Origin of the sequence: Flavobacterium sp. HTF, from assembly GCF_003105115.1 — a bacterium.
Classification (GTDB): Bacteria; Bacteroidota; Bacteroidia; order Flavobacteriales; family Flavobacteriaceae; genus Flavobacterium.
Genome location: NZ_QETH01000052.1, coordinates 14,112 through 31,835, shown reverse-complemented (window position 1 = coordinate 31,835; position 17,724 = coordinate 14,112). Strand labels below are relative to the sequence as shown.

Genomic DNA, 17,724 nt, shown 5'->3' with positions numbered 1-17,724 from the left:
TTCTCTGCAGAACCTGAAACCTGAAACTAAAAAAACTTGAAACTTTTTTATTTAAAGTCTTTGACTCATATTTTTAACCATCATTTCTTTCCATGGTCTGAAATCTCCTGCTAAGATATGTTTTCTTGCCTCACGAACCAACCACATATAAAAACCAAGATTATGAATGGTAGCGATTTGTTTACCTAAGTATTCATTGGCTGCAAATAAGTGACGCAAATACGCTTTTGTGTATTCGGTATCTACAAAAGTATGCCCCATTTCATCAATTGGAGAAAAATCAGCTTCCCACTTTTTATTTTTAATATTAATGGTTCCGTTTGCTGTAAACAACATACCGTTTCTTGCATTACGCGTAGGCATTACACAATCAAACATATCAATCCCTAACGCAATATTTTCCAGAATATTAATCGGAGTTCCGACACCCATTAAGTAACGAGGTTTATCTTCCGGAAGAATTTCGCAGACAACTTCTGTCATCGCGTACATTTCTTCTGCAGGCTCACCAACTGATAATCCGCCAATTGCGTTACCTTGCTGTCCTGAATTAGCAATATATTCTGCCGACTGACGACGCAAATCTTTATAGGTACTTCCCTGAACAATAGGAAAAAATGTTTGTTCATAGCCATATTTATAAGGAACTTTATCTAAATGGCTGATACAACGATCCAGCCAACGGTGTGTCATGTGCATCGAACGCTGCGCATATCTGTAATCGCACGGATAAGGAGTACACTCATCAAAAGCCATAATAATATCGGCTCCAATTGTACGTTGAATTTCCATTACATTTTCAGGAGTAAAAAAGTGGTATGAACCATCGATGTGCGATTTAAACTTTACACCTTCTTCTTTAATTTTTCGGTTATTTGAAAGCGAATACACCTGATATCCCCCAGAATCCGTCAAAATATTACGATCCCAGTTCATAAATTTATGCAATCCTCCAGCCTTTTCAAGTATTTCAGTCTGCGGACGTAAATATAAATGATAGGTATTTCCCAGAATAATATCCGGGTTAATATCGTCTTTTAGCTCTCTTTGATGAACACCTTTTACAGATGCAACGGTACCAACAGGCATAAAAATAGGAGTTTCAATAACTCCGTGATCTGTAGTAATACTTCCCGCTCTTGCTTTAGACTGCGGATCTTTTTGTAATAAATCAAACTTCATCTGTTTCTTTTTTCAGAGCGCAAAGATAAGCTAATTTCAGGGAAATTTAATTAATTAGAAAATTTGTCAATTAGAAAATCAGATAATGATTTTCATTGACTTAAAAGTCTGAAAGAATGAGAAAACCTGAAACTAATCATTTGTGTGTAAAACTTACAACAATGACATTATTAAAGTATAACACCTCAACAAAATTCATTTCCTAATTTTATGAGTATACTAAAATTATAGAAATCATGATAAATTCAGAAGATAAAAACCCAATAAAAGAAGATCAAATCGAAAGAAATCTGGAAAACCTGGATTATCCTGCAAGTGAAGACATTTATAATCAGGAAGATAAATTAGAAGACATTGACCCCGAAGATATTTCAGGCGAAAGAATCATCAATCAGGAAAATCATGAATGGAAACAAAATAGTGATAAACTTGGAGATGATTTAGATGTTCCAGGCTCTGAGCTTGATGATGATCAGGAAGAAATAGGTTCAGAAGACGAAGAAAATAATTTCTACAGCGAGGGCGATAACAATTAACAGTATCGTCCGATTATTCAAAAAGCCCTTTTCAGGGCTTTTTTTTATTAGTAATTTCCTGAAAATTACAATATCTAAAATATTGGATTTACAAAATCTAAAACAAATTGGTATTTTTTTTAAGATTAATAAAAAAACAACCGGAATTTAACAATTGTAGCAAACTAAAGCAGAAAATCATTTGTCTCCCCGCAAAATAACAATTACTTTTGCATCAGTTTAACTTTTACACATAAAATGAAGCCTAACACACAACAATTAAGCGATTTAACTATCCAAGTAAGAAGAGATATTCTTCGTATGGTACATGCTGTCAACTCAGGTCACCCAGGTGGATCACTAGGTTGTACTGAATTTTTGGTAACATTATACCAAAATATAATGGACCGTAAAGAAGGTTTTGACATGGACGGAATCGGAGAAGATGTTTTCTTCCTTTCAAATGGCCATATTTCTCCAGTTTTTTATAGCGTATTAGCTCGTAGCGGATATTTTCCAATTTCAGAATTGGCAACTTTCAGATTATTAAATTCTCGTTTACAGGGGCATCCTACTACTCACGAAGGCTTGCCTGGTGTTCGTATCGCTTCTGGTTCATTAGGACAAGGTTTATCTGTAGCTCTTGGTGCTGCTCAGGCTAAAAAATTAAATGGAGATAAACATTTAGTTTTTACATTACACGGAGATGGTGAATTACAGGAAGGTCAAAACTGGGAAGCTATTATGTATGCTTCTGCTAAAAAAGTAGACAATCTTATTGCAACAGTTGACCTTAACGGAAAACAAATTGACGGAACAACTGACGAAGTTTTAGCAATGGGAAGCCTGCGTGCTAAATTTGAAGCTTTTGACTGGGATGTTATAGAAATTGCTGAAGGAAATAATATCGATGCTATCATTGCTGGTTTAACGGATGCTAAATCAAGAACAGGAAAAGGAAAACCGGTTTGTATTTTATTACATACTGAAATGGGTAATGGAGTTGACTTCATGATGCATACACATGCGTGGCATGGAAAAGCACCAAACAACGATCAGTTAGCAGCTGCATTGGCTCAAAACTATTCTGCAGATCAAATCGATTATTAAAAAAAAAGCTGTAAGCAGTAAGCTATAAGCCTATTGCCTATTGCCTGTCGCCTAAAGCAAAAAACACAAATGAAAAAATATACAAATACAGGAAGTAAAGATACCCGTTCAGGTTTTGGAGCGGGAATGACTGAACTAGGTCAAAAAAATGAAAATGTTGTTGCACTATGTGCTGATTTAATCGGATCATTAAAATTTGATGATTTTAAGAAAAATCACCCTGAACGTTTTTTCCAAATCGGAATTGCAGAAGCTAACATGATTGGTATTGCTGCAGGTTTAACTATTGGTGGAAAAATTCCTTTTACAGGAACTTTCGCGAACTTCTCAACAGGAAGAGTTTATGATCAAATTCGTCAATCTGTTGCTTACTCTGATAAAAATGTAAAAATCTGTGCTTCGCACGCTGGTTTAACATTAGGAGAAGACGGAGCAACCCACCAAATCCTTGAAGATATCGGTTTAATGAAAATGCTGCCTGGAATGACTGTAATCAATACATGTGATTACAATCAGACTAAAGCTGCTACTCTGGCACTTGCAGATCATCATGGACCTGCTTATTTACGTTTCGGACGTCCGGTTGTACCTAACTTTACACCTGCTGACGAGCCATTCGTAATCGGAAAAGCTATTTTATTAAACGAAGGAACTGATGTAACAATTGTTGCTACAGGGCATTTAGTATGGGAAGCACTTATCGCTGCTGAGGCTTTAGAAGCAAAAGGAATTTCTGCTGAAGTAATCAACATTCACACTATCAAACCACTTGACGAAGAAGCAATTCTTAAATCTTTGTCTAAAACAAAATGTGTTGTAACTGCAGAAGAACACAACATTCTTGGAGGATTAGGAGAAAGCATCTCAAGAGTATTGGCTCTTAACACTCCGGCTCCACAGGAATTCGTAGCTGTAAATGATAGCTTCGGAGAATCTGGAACTCCAGAGCAATTAATGGATAAATACAAACTAAACAATCAGGCGATTGTTGAAGCGGTGGAAAGAGTTATTAAAAGAAAATAATTTTTCCATTTCTTACTTATAAAAAAAACCTCGAAATTGAATTTCGAGGTTTTTTTATGCTTGTTTTTATTTTTATATTATTACGGTTTAGCCGTATGATGATTTTTATCAACATGGATTCTTAATCTGTTTGGAGAAGTATAATCCGGCTCTCCGGTTGCTGCAAAGGCAGGAATACCACGCGTTTCTGTCTCGTCAACATTTGGAGTATTAGGATTATCCACAATCGGATTAAATGGATAATATTTACTTAAACCTGTATTAGGAGCATCAGTTGGCTTAGTAATTTCGTAGAAAGTTGTATATCCGTCACCATCATCATCTACATCTAAAAAGTCTGCTATTTTATCTCCATCTGTATCATCAAACAAACTAGCAGGAGGGTTTGGATATTTTTCAGTATCTCTAAAATCATATACATAACCATCTTTATTTATGTCTTCTTCAAAATCATAAACACCATCAAAATCATGATCTAATCTTTGAAGGTCAAACAATTTAAAACTAAATACCAACGGAGAATAAGCAGGAATTTTTTCCTGAGACGAACCATAATATCCTAGTCCAGAAGGCAAAAACATTACACCGGCACCATAATTATCGTATGTGATTACACCATTATCACCCGTTACAGCAGTACCAGTCTTAAATTGAGGAAAAATTTCTGACCATCCATCAATTACAGAGGTAGATAAATAAGGCTCTAGATTAAAAGTTCTTGCTAAGCCGTAAGAAGTATCAAAATATTCGGTTGCGTTTAATAAATTCCCAGTGTAAGAAGCAGAAATCTTATCGTAATTACAAGGAGCCTGCCCTGTTCCTTCTCTTAAAACCAGATAGTATACTTCATAATCCACACCATCACTATATACTTTCCTTATTTTTAAAGGATAATCGGTTTGATCCATTATAGACACCTGAGTTCCTCCGACAGGAATTTTGGCTATTGTAATATCAAAATTAGCAGTAACCTCTTTAATATAATTTGTTTTTAAATATTTAACAATCGAATCACTATCTGCTTTGTACTGCTCTTTGTAATCTCTCAAAGGAACTACTACAACATCATCATCATCATCATCCTTGTTACAAGAAATCATAGCAACACCTGCCAATAATAAAATAAAATAATATTTAAATTTGTTCATTATTCTTAATTTTTTAGGTGCGCAAGATACAATATTGATTTATTTTTGTAAAGAATTTAACTTCTATTTTAGAAAAATTATGAGAATAGATAAATACCTCTGGTGCGTACGTTATTACAAAACCAGAAATATGGTTACAGAAGCCTGCAAAAAGAACCATATAACTGTAAATGGTCAGGTTGCAAAACCATCAAAAGAGGTTTTCCCAACTGACAAAATTACTTTTCGAAAAGATCAGATTACGCAAATTATAACTGTACTGGATATTCCGGAAAGTCGTGTTGGTGCAAAGCTGGTTGATATTTACAGAAAAAACGAGACTCCTGCGGAAGCTTATGCCCATTTAGAGCTATTGAAATTATCAAAAGAACATTATCGTAAAAGCGGAACAGGAAGACCTACCAAAAAAGACCGAAGAGATATCGACGAATATGGCAATGAAATTTTTGACGAAGATGAGGAAAATTAAATTTCAATTTTTGAAATTCCAAATTCCAAAACGGAAACTTATAAATTCATAAAACCTAAAATCAAAACCTCAACATAGTAATTTTAAAATTTCCTTCCCAACACATTGGATTTTCGAATTTCCAAAATTGGAATTTCATTTCTTAAAATTGGAATTTGGATTTTTTATATTGGAATTTAAATTAGTTATCTTAGCAAAAAAATAAATCATGAACAAAAATATCATCTTAACGAATCAGGAAATCGAACACAAAATAAAACGTATCGCATACCAAATTTATGAGACTTTTGTTGATGAAGAAGAAATTGTGATTGCCGGTATCGCTACAAACGGTTCTGTATTTGCTCAAAAAATTGCCACTGCACTCGAAAACATTTCGACCCTTAAGGTTTCTATATGTGAAGTCAGAGTTGACAAGCAAAATCCTCAATTACCTGTACAGACTTCTTTAACAAAAGAAGAATATTCAAATAGAGGATTAGTACTTGTAGATGATGTATTGAACTCAGGCACCACATTAATATATGCAGTTCGTCATTTCTTAGACGTTCCGCTTAAGAAATTCAAAACTGCAGTACTTGTAGACAGGAATCATAAAAAATACCCTGTAAAAGCCGATTTTAAAGGTATTTCCCTTTCAACATCATTATTAGAGCATGTTCAGGTTATATTCGATGAAAATGGCGACAATTACGCTTTCTTAAGCTAAGATTGCCAAAATATCCTGAACTGTTTCTTCAACTGTTCTGTCATCGACTGAAACTTTATGCTTGGCGTGGTTGTAATAAAAACTTCTGTCGAATAAATGTTTCGCAATAAACTCTTTCATCTCCTCTTCATTCATATTTGCAATAAGAGGGCGTTTACTTTTATTATTGACCAGTCTGCTAAATAAAGTTTCTATCGAAGCTTTTAAATAAACAGAAGTAACATCCTCTTTTTGCAATAATTCATGATTATTTGCATAACATGGAGTACCTCCACCCAAACCAATTATATTATTTTCCGGAGATTGAAGCAATTCTACAAAAATTTCGTGCTCTAATTTTCTAAAATAGACTTCTCCGTGTTGCTCAAAAATTTCATTTATCGACAAATTTGCTTTTTTTTCGATGCATTTATCCAAATCAAGGAACGGAATATTTGTAATTTTTGACAAGTTTTGGGCAATTGTTGACTTTCCGCAACCCATATATCCCAATAAGACAATTTTTTTCATTTTAATAAAACCTTATAAACTAAGACGTTGAGAACTTTTCTCAAAAAAAGACAAATTTATAATAAAAATGCTTGGAAACTTCGAAAATAACTTCTTATATTTGCACCCGCATTCAAGGAATTAAATGACTCGATAGCTCAGTCGGTAGAGCACATCACTTTTAATGATGGGGTCCTGGGTTCGAGCCCCAGTCGGGTCACAAATTTTGTGATTAACAAATTAAATTCCTTGAAAGCAAATGACTCGATAGCTCAGTCGGTAGAGCACATCACTTTTAATGATGGGGTCCTGGGTTCGAGCCCCAGTCGGGTCACAAAAGGTCGAGTAATGTATATTACTTGGCCTTTTTTCATTTTAGGCCACGTGGAGAAACGGTAGACTTGCCATCTTGAGGGGGTGGTGCTCGTAAGGGCGTGTGGGTTCAAATCCCACCGTGGTCACCATAAAAAGAAAAAGCCTGAGAATATAGATTCTCAGGCTTTTTTTATGCTTAGAAATTCTTTCGATATTTCTTTATCACTTTAAGATATCCCTGAAATTATTCATTTTCACAAAGTTCTTTTAGCTTGTCCAGTGCTTTTGGGTAAGTCTGATTCATATAATCTACAAAGTCTTCTGTTGTATCTAAGTCAACGGTAACGATTGTAATCCCATTGTTTTCTTCAAAGGTGTAATTTTCAAATCCATTTGCCCATTTTTCTACTTCTGCTCCTTCTGTTATTTCCTTATTCGCTTTTAAAAGCCCATAATGCTGAATAGAAACAAATCGGTTCGGAATGTTTTCAACTATCCGGGAAACCATACCTCCCTTTTCTCCTTTCTCATCTATACCAATAAATAGAATTTTACTCCCCTTATCCCAACTTCCTTCATAGGCAGATGTAGGGTTAAACAGGGAAGTCCATTGTTCATAGGTTGATTTATTGCTAATACCAAGCATAAAATCATATACCCTGGATACGGGTGCATTGATACTTACTTTGAATTGTAACTTTTCCATAATGTCAAGTATTTGCTTCGATTGATATTTTAAATTTTCAGGATTATTTTTTAGAGTTCTTCACCAAATAATAAACTGAGAATACAAAAACAACTAAATAAATAATCGCAAGCGCCGGTTTTTCAAATTTTAGATTTTCAAAGTCAAATTGCTTATACAGCACTACACCTAAAATGATAGCTATAACCCAAAAAACAAATAATAGCGATTTTTTATTTTCCATAATTTTTAATGTTTTATAAATGTGTTAAATATTATTTCGGTTTTGGATATTGGCTAATATGCTGTCAATTTTCAATTAATTTAATGCTAATATAATTATTTTCAATATTTTACAGATATTCGATTACGATTTTTTAAACTAAATTTTACTTCTGCCTTACTAATCCATTGAGTACTTTTTAGGCTTCATTCCTAAATGCTGTTCAAAAACCCTTGAAAAATGACTAAGGTTTGTAAATCCTAACTGATAACCAACCTCAGAAACCGTCAGCCTTTTTTCCTTCAGAAGCCTTGCGGCTTCCTGCATTCGTAAAGACTGGTAATATTCGAAAACACCTTTGCCAAAAGTTTGCTTAAAGAGCTTTCGCAGTTTTGGCTCGCTCATACGTGCTTCAACAGCCAAAGAAGCAATATTAGGAGATTCATTCAGATGAGATTCTAAAAGGAATTTAATATTGTAGATTGCCTTAATATCATCAATATGCATATTACTGGTAGGAACCGGCTCACGCTGAATTAAAAGCGCAAAAACGTAACATAACATTTCTTCGCATTTTAATTTATAATAATGGCTTTCAAAACTTTCAGGAATAGACTGATTTTGAATCTCACCGGCAGTTTTAATGATTTCAGAAGACACTCCTGTTTCAAACACAAAGTTGTCTTTAGCTTCTAGAATACTTTCTATCACAGGATGCTTTACTTCTCCGAAAAGAGAACGAAGATAGTGCCTCGATACGGCGATAGTCACACTTTCAAAAATTGTATTAGAAGGCATATCCATTACAGAAGAAACAGCATGTTTACAAATAATAACATTGGCACGCTCTCTCAATAACTGTTCTTTATTTTTTGAAGCTGAAGTAAAAACACCACTTAGCATAATCACCACATCATCCTGCCCTTCTGCCAATTCATTTCTACGTTCAATAGTGACTTCCTCATTAAGATGATAATTACGAATCATCATACGCAGGTTTCCCCAGTTAAAGCCCGTGATATATCCTCCGCCCTTACTTTCCGGAATATAGATAAATCGGCCTTTGACAATCGCACCAATTGCCTCAGCAAATTTGAACATTACCCCTGACCCCTGATCAATAACCGATATTTTCATTTGCGACTATTTTATTATTCAAAGCAACTATTTTAGCTGTAAAAGTAGCGCTAATTTTGTAACTATAAATTAAAAGAAAAAATAATACAAAACATATGTTATTAGACAACAAACAAGTAGCTATTATTGGCGGTGGTCCCGGAGGCTTAACACTGGCGAGATTATTACAACAAAAAGGTGTAAATGTAAAAGTTTACGAAAGAGACATCAACAGCACACAAAGAGTTCAGGGAGGAACTTTAGACCTGCATGCAGAATCAGGACTGGCAGCTTTGGAAAAAGCCGGCCTCATGGATGCATTCAAAGCCAATTACAGACCCGGAAACGACAGGCTGCGTATACTGGATGAAAATGCGGAAATTTTCTTTGACGAGCATTTAGAAGAAGCTACAAGAGATTTTGGAGATGAGCATTTCAGGCCCGAAATTGATCGCGGGCCACTAAGAAATCTTTTATTAGATTCGTTACAGCCTGATACGGTAGTTTGGGACAGCCACATTATTTCTCTTGAAAATAGTGGTGCTAAATGGAAAATTATTTTCAAAAACGGAAACACCGTAACAACAGATATCATCATTGGATCAGACGGCGCTAATTCTAAAATTCGTCCGTTTGTTACTTCAATTAAACCTTTTTACTCCGGAGTTACCATTTTAGAAAAAAATGTTCCTGATGCTGAAAAAAATGCCCCGAAAATCCACAATTTATTAAAAGGCGGAAAAATAATGTCTTTCGGCGATTCACAAACGGTTAGCGGAAGTGCGAAAGGTGACGGAGGTATCGATTTTTATATTGGATTTAAAACGGATGCAGAATGGTACAGAAACTGCCAGATAGATTTTAAAAACAGCAAACAGGTTTTAGATTGGTTCAAACAAGAATATTCAAAATGGAACGATGTCTGGTATGAACTATTTGAATACGAGAATTCATCTTTTACTCCAAGACCATTATACTGTATGCCTTTGGATCAGTTCTGGGAAGCGCAATCAAACATTACTATTATAGGTGACGCGGCACATTTGATGCCTCCTTATGCAGGCGAAGGTGTAAATATGGCTATGCTCGATGCATTACAATTAAGCGAAAGCTTAACAAGCGAAAATAATACTGATCTAAAATCGGCAATCGCGCAATATGAAAAACAAATGTTTGAAAGATTTGCCATCGTTGGAAAAGAAACAATGGATAATACGGAATGGATGCATGCTCCTGACGCATTAAAAAATATGCTGGAAATGATTAATCAATTTCATTAAAAGAAATAAAAACAAAGCTTCAGTAATTACCTGAAGCTTTGTTTTTAGCAATTAATTATCTACAATATTTTTTTTAAACCTGCTAACCAAAATTTCATAAAAGAACTTCTCACACAAATAAATCTTTTCATAAATTCGTCTGGAAATTAATTAACCTGCTAACCCCAAATTAGTCTATGAAAAATTTATTATTACTAGCATTATTTATGATTACGTGTTCAGGTCTGGCACAATCTGCAACAGCTTATTTTGACAAAGCAATGAAAAAGGCCGAGGCCGGAAATACAAAAGGCGCCATTGCGGACTACACAAAAGCGATTAAAATGAATTCTCATTTCGTTGAAGCTTACCAAAACAGAGGCGTTGCAAAATACAAACTCAACGATTTACAAGGAGCCCTCGCCGATTTTACGAAAGCAATCGAATTAGACACCATGAATTCAGATGCTTTTACCGGAAGAGCAAATGTAAATTACAAATTAATGAATTACGATGCCACCATTGAAGACTGTTCCTATTGTCTTATGATGAATCCCAAAGATTATGTTGCCCTAAACCTAAGAGGGCTTTGTTACAACAAAATGGGAGAAAAAAAGAAATCCTGTAAAGACTTTACAAAAGCAATAGAATTAGGAAGCCAAAGTGCGATAAAAAACAGAGCAGCTTTTTGTAAATAAAAGCAGCTTCAAAATTAAATATAAAGCAATCTGCAAAATCTAATTATGCAGATTGCTTTTTTCGTTAATGATGCACCAATATTGCTACATTTGCTCTTTAAAAACATATTTAGATGGCGCTTCTTAAAAACTTAAATAGTAAAGCAAAAACAGACGGGAATTCCGGATTTGGAACGAATGCAAACAGTTACGGAGGTCGTTTTGTAAACAAGAACGGCACTGCCAATATTGAAAAAAGAGGAATGCATTTATTACAGCGCATCAGTTGGTATCACACCATGATCGAAATGCCAAACTGGAAATTTATGCTCATTCTATTTTCGTTTTATATCATAATCAACTTCATTTTTGCAATTATTTATTACGCCATCGGTATTGAGCATCTGGACGGAATAAATGCTTCTGGCAGCTTTCTGACACAATTTGGACAGGCTTATTTTTTTAGCGCACAGACTTTTACTACCGTAGGCTACGGACATATTAGCCCCACAGGTTTTTTAACCAGCGCTCTTTCTGCAGCAGAAGCCTTAATTGGATTATTGAGTTTTGCGATTGCAACAGGTTTATTTTTTGGGAGATTCAGTAAACCAACCGCCTTTCTGAAATTTTCGCATCATGCATTAATTTCGCCTTATGGAGAAAACAAAGGCTTAATGATACGCCTTGTTCCTTTTAAAAATACCAATTTTACAGATGCCACAGCAAAAGTAACACTCGGAATGAGCATTGAAGAAAACGGTCAGAAGACTAATAAGTTCTACAATCTGGAATTAGAATTAGATCGTATAAATGCACTTTCACTTAGCTGGACGCTGGTGCATCCCATAACGGAAAATAGTCCGTTGTATAATTTCACAGAAGAAGACTTCAAAAGAACACAGGGTGAAATTTTAGTTTTCATTACTACTTTTGACGACATGTACAGTAACACAGTTGCAGCCAGAACATCTTATACTTTTAATGAAATCATTTATGGTGCAAAATTCAGCACGATGTACAACAGAAGTAAAGATAATACTAAAACTATTTTGCATCTGGACAAATTAAATCAGTATGATACTACAAACTTTTAATATTCCATCATTTTGATCAGGTTTTAGATGTAATGTCATATTTTGTTCTATTTTTGTTTATCAAATTTTAGAAGAATGATAAACAATATCAAGACTGTTTTCAGCATTAAAGACCTCGAAAACCTATCTGGAATAAAAGCACATACCATACGCATCTGGGAGAAAAGATACAGCGTTCTTGAACCAATGAGAACGGATACCAACATCAGACTTTATAATTTACAAAACCTTCAGAAACTTTTAAACATAACATTATTACACGAATACGGTTATAAAATTTCTAAAATCGCCACTTTTCCTGATGAAAAGATTCCTCAGTTAGTTCGTGAAATCATTTCAAAAAAGAATGCACAAAATTATGCCATTACTTCATTTAAAATGGCGATGATGAATTTTGACCAGGAAATATTTTTCAACACTTTCGACTGGCTGATTTCCGAAAAAACATTCAAAGAAGTTTTCAGGGAACATTTTTTACCTTTATTGAAGGAGCTGGGATTATTATGGCAATCTGAAACCATAACTCCTGCAAATGAGCACTTCATGAGTCATTTGATTAAGCAGAAAATTTTAATTTACACCGAAAGCCTTCAGATTCAGAAACCAACAAAAACAGACAGAATATTTGTTCTCTCATTGCCATTAAACGAAATTCACCAAATCGGATTATTGTATCTTCAATATGAAATTTTATCCAAAGGATATAAAACCATCTATCTTGGAGAAAGTATGCCGATAGAAAACCTTCAGGATCTTACTAAGCATTTTGAGAATATCGTTTTTGTTTCGTTCATGACCGTACAACCGGATCGTGGTATTATCAATCAGTATGTAAAATCTATGGGGCAAAAATTACTTCTAAAAAGCAACGAAATCTGGCTTATGGGAAAAATGGTCGAATATATAGACCTGAAAAACCTTCCGGACAGAATACGTATTTTCGATTCTATGGATGAAACAATAGCAGGAATATAACTTTTTTTGTTTAAAGTTTTTGTATATTTGTTAAACAAATGACAAAAACTATCCTCATAATAGGCTCCGGCTTTTCTGCATTAGCCGCTTCGTGTTACCTTGCCAGACAAGGAAACCGCGTGACTATTTATGAAAAAAATGAAACTATCGGCGGCAGAGCCAGACAATTTAAAAAAGACGGTTTTACCTTTGACATGGGACCAAGCTGGTATTGGATGCCGGATGTCTTTGAACGTTTTTTCAATGATTTTGATAAAAAAGCGTCTGATTATTACGAACTGATTAAGCTAAATCCAGCCTACAGGGTTTACTTCGGAATGGATGACTTCATCAACATCTATGATAATTTAGAAGAAATTAAAGCTACTTTTGAAAACATAGAAACAGGAAGTGGCAAGCAACTCGAAGCTTTTATAAACCAGGCGAAAAGCAATTATGATATCGCTATCAAAGATTTGGTTTATCGTCCCGGAGTTTCACCATTAGAATTGATTACGCTCCAAACCACATTAAAGCTAAATCAGTTTTTCAGCACTGTAAGCCGGGATATCCGAAAGAATTTTAAAAACGAAAAATTAATTCAGATTCTCGAATTTCCTGTTTTGTTTCTTGGGGCTAAGCCATCCAAAACGCCTTCTTTTTATAATTTTATGAATTATGCCGATTTTGGTTTAGGAACCTGGCACCCTAAAACCGGAATGTTTGATGTTGTTCGCGGAATCGAAAAACTTGCGTCTGAACTGGGAGTAACCATAAAAACCAATGCAGCTGTAGAAAACATAGTGGTAGAAAACAAAAAGGCAACCGGAGTTGTTATAAATGGAGAATTCATTTCTGCAGATATTGTTTTGAGCGGTGCCGATTATCATCATACAGAAACTTTACTGGAGCAAAACCATCGCACTTATTCAGAAAAATATTGGGAAAGCCGTGTTTTCGCACCATCTTCACTTTTGTTTTTTGTTGGTTTTAATAAAAAAATAGAAAACGTCACACATCATGCATTATTCTTTGATGTTGATTTTAACCAGCATGCAAAAGATATTTACGATGATCCCAAATGGCCTGATGCACCTTTATTTTATGCCAATTTTCCATCAAAAACAGATCTTACAGCAGCACCGGACGGAATGGAAAGTGCTTTTTTTCTTATTCCCCTGGCTCCGGGAATTGAAGATAACGAAATGCTTAGAGAAGAATATTTTGAAAAAATAATCACTCGTTTTGAGCAACTTACACAACAAAAGATTAAAAATAACATTATATTTAAGAAGTCTTTCTGTAAAAATGATTTTGTTGCAGACTATAATGCCTACAAGGGAAATGCATACGGAATGGCAAACACATTACTGCAGACTGCTTTTTTAAGGCCAAAACTAAAAAGCCCAAAAGTCCGTAATTTATATTTTACAGGGCAATTGACCGTACCGGGCCCAGGTGTCCCTCCTGCTTTAATTTCAGGAAAATTAGTCGCTGAGTTAATACAAAAATCAATTAGATCACAAAAAAATGAAATCACTATTTGACGCCGTTTCCTTTAAATGTAGCAAGTTGGTTACCAAAAACTACAGTACTTCTTTTTCGCTTGCCGTACATATGCTCGCGCCAAGTATCCGGGAAGCTATTTACAGCATCTACGGCTTTGTTCGTTTTGCTGACGAAATTGTTGATTCATTTCATGATTATGACAAGGAACATCTTATTAACGATTTTGAAAAAGAATATTACAAAGCAATGGAAATGGGAATCAGCCTTAACCCTATCCTGAATTCTTTTCAGCATACCGTAAAACAATACAATATAACAGACGATCTTATTCAGGCTTTTCTCAAGAGCATGAAACTCGATCTTATAAAATCAAATTACAATACACAAACCGAATACGAAGATTACATTTATGGTTCTGCCGATGTTGTTGGCCTGATGTGCCTTAAAGTTTTTGTTTCCGGAAAAGAACAAAAATATGATCAGTTAAAAACGGAAGCCATGCGACTGGGATCTGCTTTTCAGAAAGTCAATTTCCTAAGGGATTTAAAAGATGATAATCTGGTTTTAAATCGAAATTATTTTCCCGGGATCAATTTAAATTCTTTTGATGAAAATGCCAAAAACGCCATTATTGCCGAAATAGAGGAAGATTTCAGAATTGCGTATCAGGGAATTGTAAAACTTCCTATGGAAGCCAAATTTGGCGTCTATACCGCTTTTGTTTATTACAAAAAATTACTGAAAAAGCTAAAAAACACGCCGTATCACCAAATTGGAAATGCAAGAATCAGGGTTTCCAATTACACCAAGGCAGGACTTCTGGCGCAGTCTTTTGTAACGTATAAGCTGAAGTTAGTATAATGACAGGATTGAGTTTACAATTAAAATAAAACGATAATTTTAATATTTCAACAAATACAAAATGATTTCTTTTTTAATATTTCTAAGTGTATTTCTGTTCATGGAATGCGTGACCTGGCTTACGCACAAATACATCATGCACGGATTAATGTGGTATTTTCACGCTGATCATCACCAGCCAAAATACGAGCATACGTTTGAGCTCAACGACATTTTCTTTGTCATTTTTGCGATTCCGAGTGTCGTTCTTTTTTATTTTGGGGTTCAGGGTGGGTTTAATTATCTGTTTTTTATTGCCTGCGGAGTTACTTTATATGGTATTTGCTATTTTTTAATTCACGATGTTTTAATTCACCAGCGTTTCAAGTGGTTCAAAAACACTAAAAACAAATACCTCATCGGATTGCGAAAAGCACATAAAATTCATCACAAACATTTAGGAAAAGAACATGGCGAGTGCTTCGGAATGCTGTTTGTTCCTTTTAAATATTATAAAATGTAAATTATTTTAGCTTTCTGCTAATCTTCACGGCTATGAAATTATACAAAATAGAAACGGTTCAGCATGTCAACGCAAGTATAGAAGAATGCTGGGACTTTTTTTCCAGTCCAAAAAACCTTCAGACTATTACTTTAGACAACATGAGTTTCATAATTCAGGATTTTGATGAAAAGCGCATGTATCCCGGTCAGATTATCACTTATACATTAAAACCACTTCTTGGAATAAAAATGTCATGGGTTACCGAAATAACTTTTATAAAAGAAAACCATTATTTTATAGACGTTCAGCGTTTTGGTCCTTATAAATTCTGGCATCATAAACACTTTTTTGAACCAACGGAAACCGGCGTAAAAATGACTGATGTTGTTCATTATGCCCTGCCTTTTGGTTATTTAGGGCGCTTGATGAACAAATTAATTGTAGAGAACAAACTCAAAAAAATCTTTGATTATCGCCATAACAAAATCGAAGAATTATTTAATTCACAAACGATAACGGCAAAAAGTCTCAGAAAAGATTCTTAATAATGACAAAACAAAAAGTTACTTTCTTTTGGTTCCGTCGAGATTTGCGTCTGGACGACAATTTTGGATTATTTAATGCCCTGCAATCTGATTTTCCTGTAATTCCTCTATTTATTTTTGATGAAGATATTTTAGAAAACCTTCCTAAAAATGATGCCCGTGTCAGTTTCATACACGATAGCTTACAGGAAATAAACAAACAGCTTTTAGAAATTAATTCCTCCCTCTTAATAAAAAAAGGAAAAACTCCCGAAGTCTGGAAATCTCTTTTAACTGAATTTGATATACAAGGCGTTTTCTTCAATAAAGATTACGAGCCATTTGCCATAAAACGTGATCTGGCTGTTTCTTCTTTATTGCAGGAAAATGATATTGAAGTTTCTTCTTTTAAGGATCATGTTATTTTTGAAGAAAAAGAAATCGTAAAATCTGATGGACTTCCTTACACGGTCTATACTCCGTATAAAAATAAATGGCTCGAAAAATATCATCTTTCCGGGCAAGCTGCTGAATACGACACCAAACCTTTATTAATCAATTTTAATAAAAATCATTTTGAATTTCCGGAATTGTCTGAAATTGGTTTTGACCGAAGTTCCATAAAAGTGATTCCGCACAATTTATCTCAAATTTCAAATTATAAAGAAATCCGGGATTTTCCGGCTATAGATGGCACTTCTTACCTTTCGCCGCATTTGCGATTTGGAACCGTAAGTATTAGAAAACTGGTCAATTGGGCCGACAGAAAAAATCAGACATTCTTAAGCGAATTAATCTGGAGGGAATTTTTTATCCAGATTCTGTTTAATTTTCCGAAAGTCGTAAATCATAATTTCAAATCCAATTATGACGGAATTCAATGGCGCAATAACGAAGAGGATTTTGAGCGCTGGCGTTTGGGAACTACAGGATATCCGATGGTAGATGCGGGAATGCGTCAGCTAAATGAAACGGGATATATGCACAATCGTGTACGTATGGTTGTTGCGAGTTTCCTTTGCAAACACCTGCTTATAAACTGGCAGTGGGGTGAAGCTTATTTTGCCGAAAAACTATTAGATTTTGAATTGGCCTCCAACGTGGGCAACTGGCAATGGGCAGCAGGAACGGGTTGTGATGCTGCGCCTTATTTCAGGGTTTTCAATCCGGAAATCCAACAAAAGAAATTTGACGAAAAAGGAGTTTATATCCGCAAATGGATTCCTGAATTTGATTTGGGGTATAATGAACCAATGGTAGATCATGCCTTCGCCAGAGATCGCGCTATTGCCACTTATAAAGCGGGAATTTTGAAATAAATTCCAGGTTTTTAAATTCCAAATTCCAATTTGGATAAGTTCAATTGGCTAAGACTTGG

The 17,724-nt window shown here is 34.8% G+C and carries 20 protein-coding genes and 3 tRNA genes; 17 read left to right on the top strand and 6 right to left on the bottom strand.

Translation table 11 applies throughout. The annotated features are described in order from the left end of the window. Positions 1–51: 51 nt before the first annotated feature. Positions 52–1,182, bottom strand: coding sequence for a tRNA guanosine(34) transglycosylase Tgt (tgt, locus tag DCO46_RS15040; RefSeq protein WP_095952095.1), 1,131 nt, complete (start codon positions 1,180–1,182; stop codon positions 52–54). A gap of 236 nt (positions 1,183–1,418) precedes the next feature. Between tgt and DCO46_RS15035 the strand changes: the two genes are divergently transcribed. The 3 genes from DCO46_RS15035 to DCO46_RS15025 all read left to right on the top strand — a co-directional run bounded on the left by DCO46_RS15035 (position 1,419) and on the right by DCO46_RS15025 (position 3,830). Continuing rightward, entirely contained in the window at positions 1,419–1,718 is a 300-nt protein-coding gene (locus DCO46_RS15035; protein WP_116753333.1) for a hypothetical protein, read from the top strand. Between the two features lie 237 nt (positions 1,719–1,955). Beyond that, positions 1,956–2,807 (top strand): transketolase, encoded by an 852-nt coding sequence (locus tag DCO46_RS15030; RefSeq protein WP_116753332.1) that lies wholly within the window; start codon positions 1,956–1,958, stop codon positions 2,805–2,807. A gap of 69 nt (positions 2,808–2,876) precedes the next feature. After that, positions 2,877–3,830, top strand: coding sequence for a transketolase family protein (locus DCO46_RS15025; protein WP_116753331.1), 954 nt, complete (start codon positions 2,877–2,879; stop codon positions 3,828–3,830). A gap of 80 nt (positions 3,831–3,910) precedes the next feature. On the opposite strand, the gene DCO46_RS15020 is transcribed toward DCO46_RS15025, so the two are convergent. Next, positions 3,911–4,978, bottom strand: a complete 1,068-nt coding sequence (locus tag DCO46_RS15020) for an FKBP-type peptidyl-prolyl cis-trans isomerase (RefSeq protein ID WP_116753330.1) — start codon at positions 4,976–4,978, stop codon at positions 3,911–3,913. A 79-nt stretch (positions 4,979–5,057) separates the two neighbouring features. Between DCO46_RS15020 and DCO46_RS15015 the strand changes: the two genes are divergently transcribed. Then, positions 5,058–5,447: an RNA-binding S4 domain-containing protein gene (locus DCO46_RS15015; RefSeq protein WP_116753329.1), complete on the top strand. Its 390-nt coding sequence runs from the start codon at positions 5,058–5,060 to the stop codon at positions 5,445–5,447. 208 nt (positions 5,448–5,655) lie between these two features. Next, complete coding sequence (locus DCO46_RS15010; RefSeq protein ID WP_116753328.1) at positions 5,656–6,156, top strand: phosphoribosyltransferase domain-containing protein; 501 nt, start codon at positions 5,656–5,658, stop codon at positions 6,154–6,156. On the opposite strand, the gene DCO46_RS15005 is transcribed toward DCO46_RS15010, so the two are convergent. Then, a complete protein-coding gene (locus DCO46_RS15005; protein ID WP_116753327.1) occupies positions 6,148–6,666 on the bottom strand; it encodes a shikimate kinase in 519 nt (172 codons plus the stop codon). The two genes, DCO46_RS15010 and DCO46_RS15005, sit on opposite strands and share 9 nt — an antisense overlap. Before the next feature lie 126 nt (positions 6,667–6,792). On the opposite strand from DCO46_RS15005, the gene DCO46_RS15000 reads away from it, so the two are divergent. From DCO46_RS15000 to DCO46_RS14990, 3 genes are all read left to right on the top strand, one after another. Then, positions 6,793–6,865 (top strand) — tRNA-Lys (locus DCO46_RS15000). Positions 6,866–6,906: 41 nt separating this feature from the next. Then, a tRNA-Lys gene (locus DCO46_RS14995) sits at positions 6,907–6,979 on the top strand. A 44-nt stretch (positions 6,980–7,023) separates the two neighbouring features. Next, positions 7,024–7,109: transfer RNA gene (locus DCO46_RS14990), tRNA-Leu, on the top strand. A 95-nt stretch (positions 7,110–7,204) separates the two neighbouring features. Here DCO46_RS14990 and DCO46_RS14985 read toward each other — a convergent pair. The 3 genes from DCO46_RS14985 to DCO46_RS14975 all read right to left on the bottom strand — a co-directional run bounded on the left by DCO46_RS14985 (position 7,205) and on the right by DCO46_RS14975 (position 9,005). Next, positions 7,205–7,666, bottom strand: a complete 462-nt coding sequence (locus tag DCO46_RS14985) for an SRPBCC family protein (protein WP_116753326.1) — start codon at positions 7,664–7,666, stop codon at positions 7,205–7,207. A 43-nt stretch (positions 7,667–7,709) separates the two neighbouring features. After that, the gene (locus tag DCO46_RS14980; protein ID WP_116753325.1) at positions 7,710–7,889 is read right to left on the bottom strand and encodes a hypothetical protein; all 180 of its coding nucleotides are present in this window, start codon (positions 7,887–7,889) and stop codon (positions 7,710–7,712) included. 159 nt (positions 7,890–8,048) lie between these two features. Continuing rightward, on the bottom strand, positions 8,049–9,005 hold the full coding sequence (locus DCO46_RS14975) for a helix-turn-helix domain-containing protein (RefSeq protein WP_116753324.1): 957 nt from the start codon (positions 9,003–9,005) through the stop codon (positions 8,049–8,051). A 95-nt stretch (positions 9,006–9,100) separates the two neighbouring features. On the opposite strand from DCO46_RS14975, the gene DCO46_RS14970 reads away from it, so the two are divergent. The 9 genes from DCO46_RS14970 to DCO46_RS14930 all read left to right on the top strand — a co-directional run bounded on the left by DCO46_RS14970 (position 9,101) and on the right by DCO46_RS14930 (position 17,665). Then, entirely contained in the window at positions 9,101–10,264 is a 1,164-nt protein-coding gene (locus DCO46_RS14970; RefSeq protein ID WP_116753323.1) for an FAD-dependent oxidoreductase, read from the top strand. Positions 10,265–10,440: 176 nt separating this feature from the next. After that, positions 10,441–10,941, top strand: a complete 501-nt coding sequence (locus tag DCO46_RS14965; RefSeq protein WP_243416325.1) for a tetratricopeptide repeat protein — start codon at positions 10,441–10,443, stop codon at positions 10,939–10,941. A gap of 113 nt (positions 10,942–11,054) precedes the next feature. Further along, complete coding sequence (locus DCO46_RS14960) at positions 11,055–12,014, top strand: ion channel (protein WP_116753322.1); 960 nt, start codon at positions 11,055–11,057, stop codon at positions 12,012–12,014. Positions 12,015–12,089: 75 nt separating this feature from the next. Beyond that, positions 12,090–12,989, top strand: coding sequence for a MerR family transcriptional regulator (locus DCO46_RS14955; RefSeq protein WP_116753321.1), 900 nt, complete (start codon positions 12,090–12,092; stop codon positions 12,987–12,989). A 38-nt stretch (positions 12,990–13,027) separates the two neighbouring features. Then, positions 13,028–14,515, top strand: a complete 1,488-nt coding sequence (locus tag DCO46_RS14950; RefSeq protein ID WP_116753320.1) for a phytoene desaturase family protein — start codon at positions 13,028–13,030, stop codon at positions 14,513–14,515. Then, positions 14,499–15,338: a phytoene/squalene synthase family protein gene (locus DCO46_RS14945; RefSeq protein ID WP_116753319.1), complete on the top strand. Its 840-nt coding sequence runs from the start codon at positions 14,499–14,501 to the stop codon at positions 15,336–15,338. The genes DCO46_RS14950 and DCO46_RS14945 overlap by 17 nt, the downstream gene beginning before the upstream one ends. Positions 15,339–15,399: 61 nt before the next feature. Continuing rightward, positions 15,400–15,840 carry a sterol desaturase family protein gene (locus tag DCO46_RS14940; RefSeq protein ID WP_116753318.1) on the top strand — a complete coding sequence of 147 codons (441 nt, stop codon included), beginning with the start codon at positions 15,400–15,402 and terminating at the stop codon, positions 15,838–15,840. 32 nt (positions 15,841–15,872) lie between these two features. Further along, positions 15,873–16,367 carry an SRPBCC family protein gene (locus DCO46_RS14935; protein ID WP_116753317.1) on the top strand — a complete coding sequence of 165 codons (495 nt, stop codon included), beginning with the start codon at positions 15,873–15,875 and terminating at the stop codon, positions 16,365–16,367. A 2-nt stretch (positions 16,368–16,369) separates the two neighbouring features. Next, positions 16,370–17,665, top strand: a complete 1,296-nt coding sequence (locus tag DCO46_RS14930; RefSeq protein WP_116753316.1) for a cryptochrome/photolyase family protein — start codon at positions 16,370–16,372, stop codon at positions 17,663–17,665. Positions 17,666–17,724 lie beyond the last annotated feature (59 nt).

Bases quoted from the DNA above. Each gene is read 5' to 3' on its own strand.
- tgt (WP_095952095.1), bottom strand. From the start codon at position 1,182: ATGAAGTTTGATTTATTACAAAAAGATCCGCAGTCTAAAGCAAGAGCG.
- DCO46_RS15035 (WP_116753333.1), top strand. From the start codon at position 1,419: ATGATAAATTCAGAAGATAAAAACCCAATAAAAGAAGATCAAATCGAA.
- DCO46_RS15030 (WP_116753332.1), top strand. From the start codon at position 1,956: ATGAAGCCTAACACACAACAATTAAGCGATTTAACTATCCAAGTAAGA.
- DCO46_RS15025 (WP_116753331.1), top strand. From the start codon at position 2,877: ATGAAAAAATATACAAATACAGGAAGTAAAGATACCCGTTCAGGTTTT.
- DCO46_RS15020 (WP_116753330.1), bottom strand. From the start codon at position 4,978: ATGAACAAATTTAAATATTATTTTATTTTATTATTGGCAGGTGTTGCT.
- DCO46_RS15015 (WP_116753329.1), top strand. From the start codon at position 5,058: ATGAGAATAGATAAATACCTCTGGTGCGTACGTTATTACAAAACCAGA.
- DCO46_RS15010 (WP_116753328.1), top strand. From the start codon at position 5,656: ATGAACAAAAATATCATCTTAACGAATCAGGAAATCGAACACAAAATA.
- DCO46_RS15005 (WP_116753327.1), bottom strand. From the start codon at position 6,666: ATGAAAAAAATTGTCTTATTGGGATATATGGGTTGCGGAAAGTCAACA.
- DCO46_RS14985 (WP_116753326.1), bottom strand. From the start codon at position 7,666: ATGGAAAAGTTACAATTCAAAGTAAGTATCAATGCACCCGTATCCAGG.
- DCO46_RS14980 (WP_116753325.1), bottom strand. From the start codon at position 7,889: ATGGAAAATAAAAAATCGCTATTATTTGTTTTTTGGGTTATAGCTATC.
- DCO46_RS14975 (WP_116753324.1), bottom strand. From the start codon at position 9,005: ATGAAAATATCGGTTATTGATCAGGGGTCAGGGGTAATGTTCAAATTT.
- DCO46_RS14970 (WP_116753323.1), top strand. From the start codon at position 9,101: ATGTTATTAGACAACAAACAAGTAGCTATTATTGGCGGTGGTCCCGGA.
- DCO46_RS14965 (WP_243416325.1), top strand. From the start codon at position 10,441: ATGAAAAATTTATTATTACTAGCATTATTTATGATTACGTGTTCAGGT.
- DCO46_RS14960 (WP_116753322.1), top strand. From the start codon at position 11,055: ATGGCGCTTCTTAAAAACTTAAATAGTAAAGCAAAAACAGACGGGAAT.
- DCO46_RS14955 (WP_116753321.1), top strand. From the start codon at position 12,090: ATGATAAACAATATCAAGACTGTTTTCAGCATTAAAGACCTCGAAAAC.
- DCO46_RS14950 (WP_116753320.1), top strand. From the start codon at position 13,028: ATGACAAAAACTATCCTCATAATAGGCTCCGGCTTTTCTGCATTAGCC.
- DCO46_RS14945 (WP_116753319.1), top strand. From the start codon at position 14,499: ATGAAATCACTATTTGACGCCGTTTCCTTTAAATGTAGCAAGTTGGTT.
- DCO46_RS14940 (WP_116753318.1), top strand. From the start codon at position 15,400: ATGATTTCTTTTTTAATATTTCTAAGTGTATTTCTGTTCATGGAATGC.
- DCO46_RS14935 (WP_116753317.1), top strand. From the start codon at position 15,873: ATGAAATTATACAAAATAGAAACGGTTCAGCATGTCAACGCAAGTATA.
- DCO46_RS14930 (WP_116753316.1), top strand. From the start codon at position 16,370: ATGACAAAACAAAAAGTTACTTTCTTTTGGTTCCGTCGAGATTTGCGT.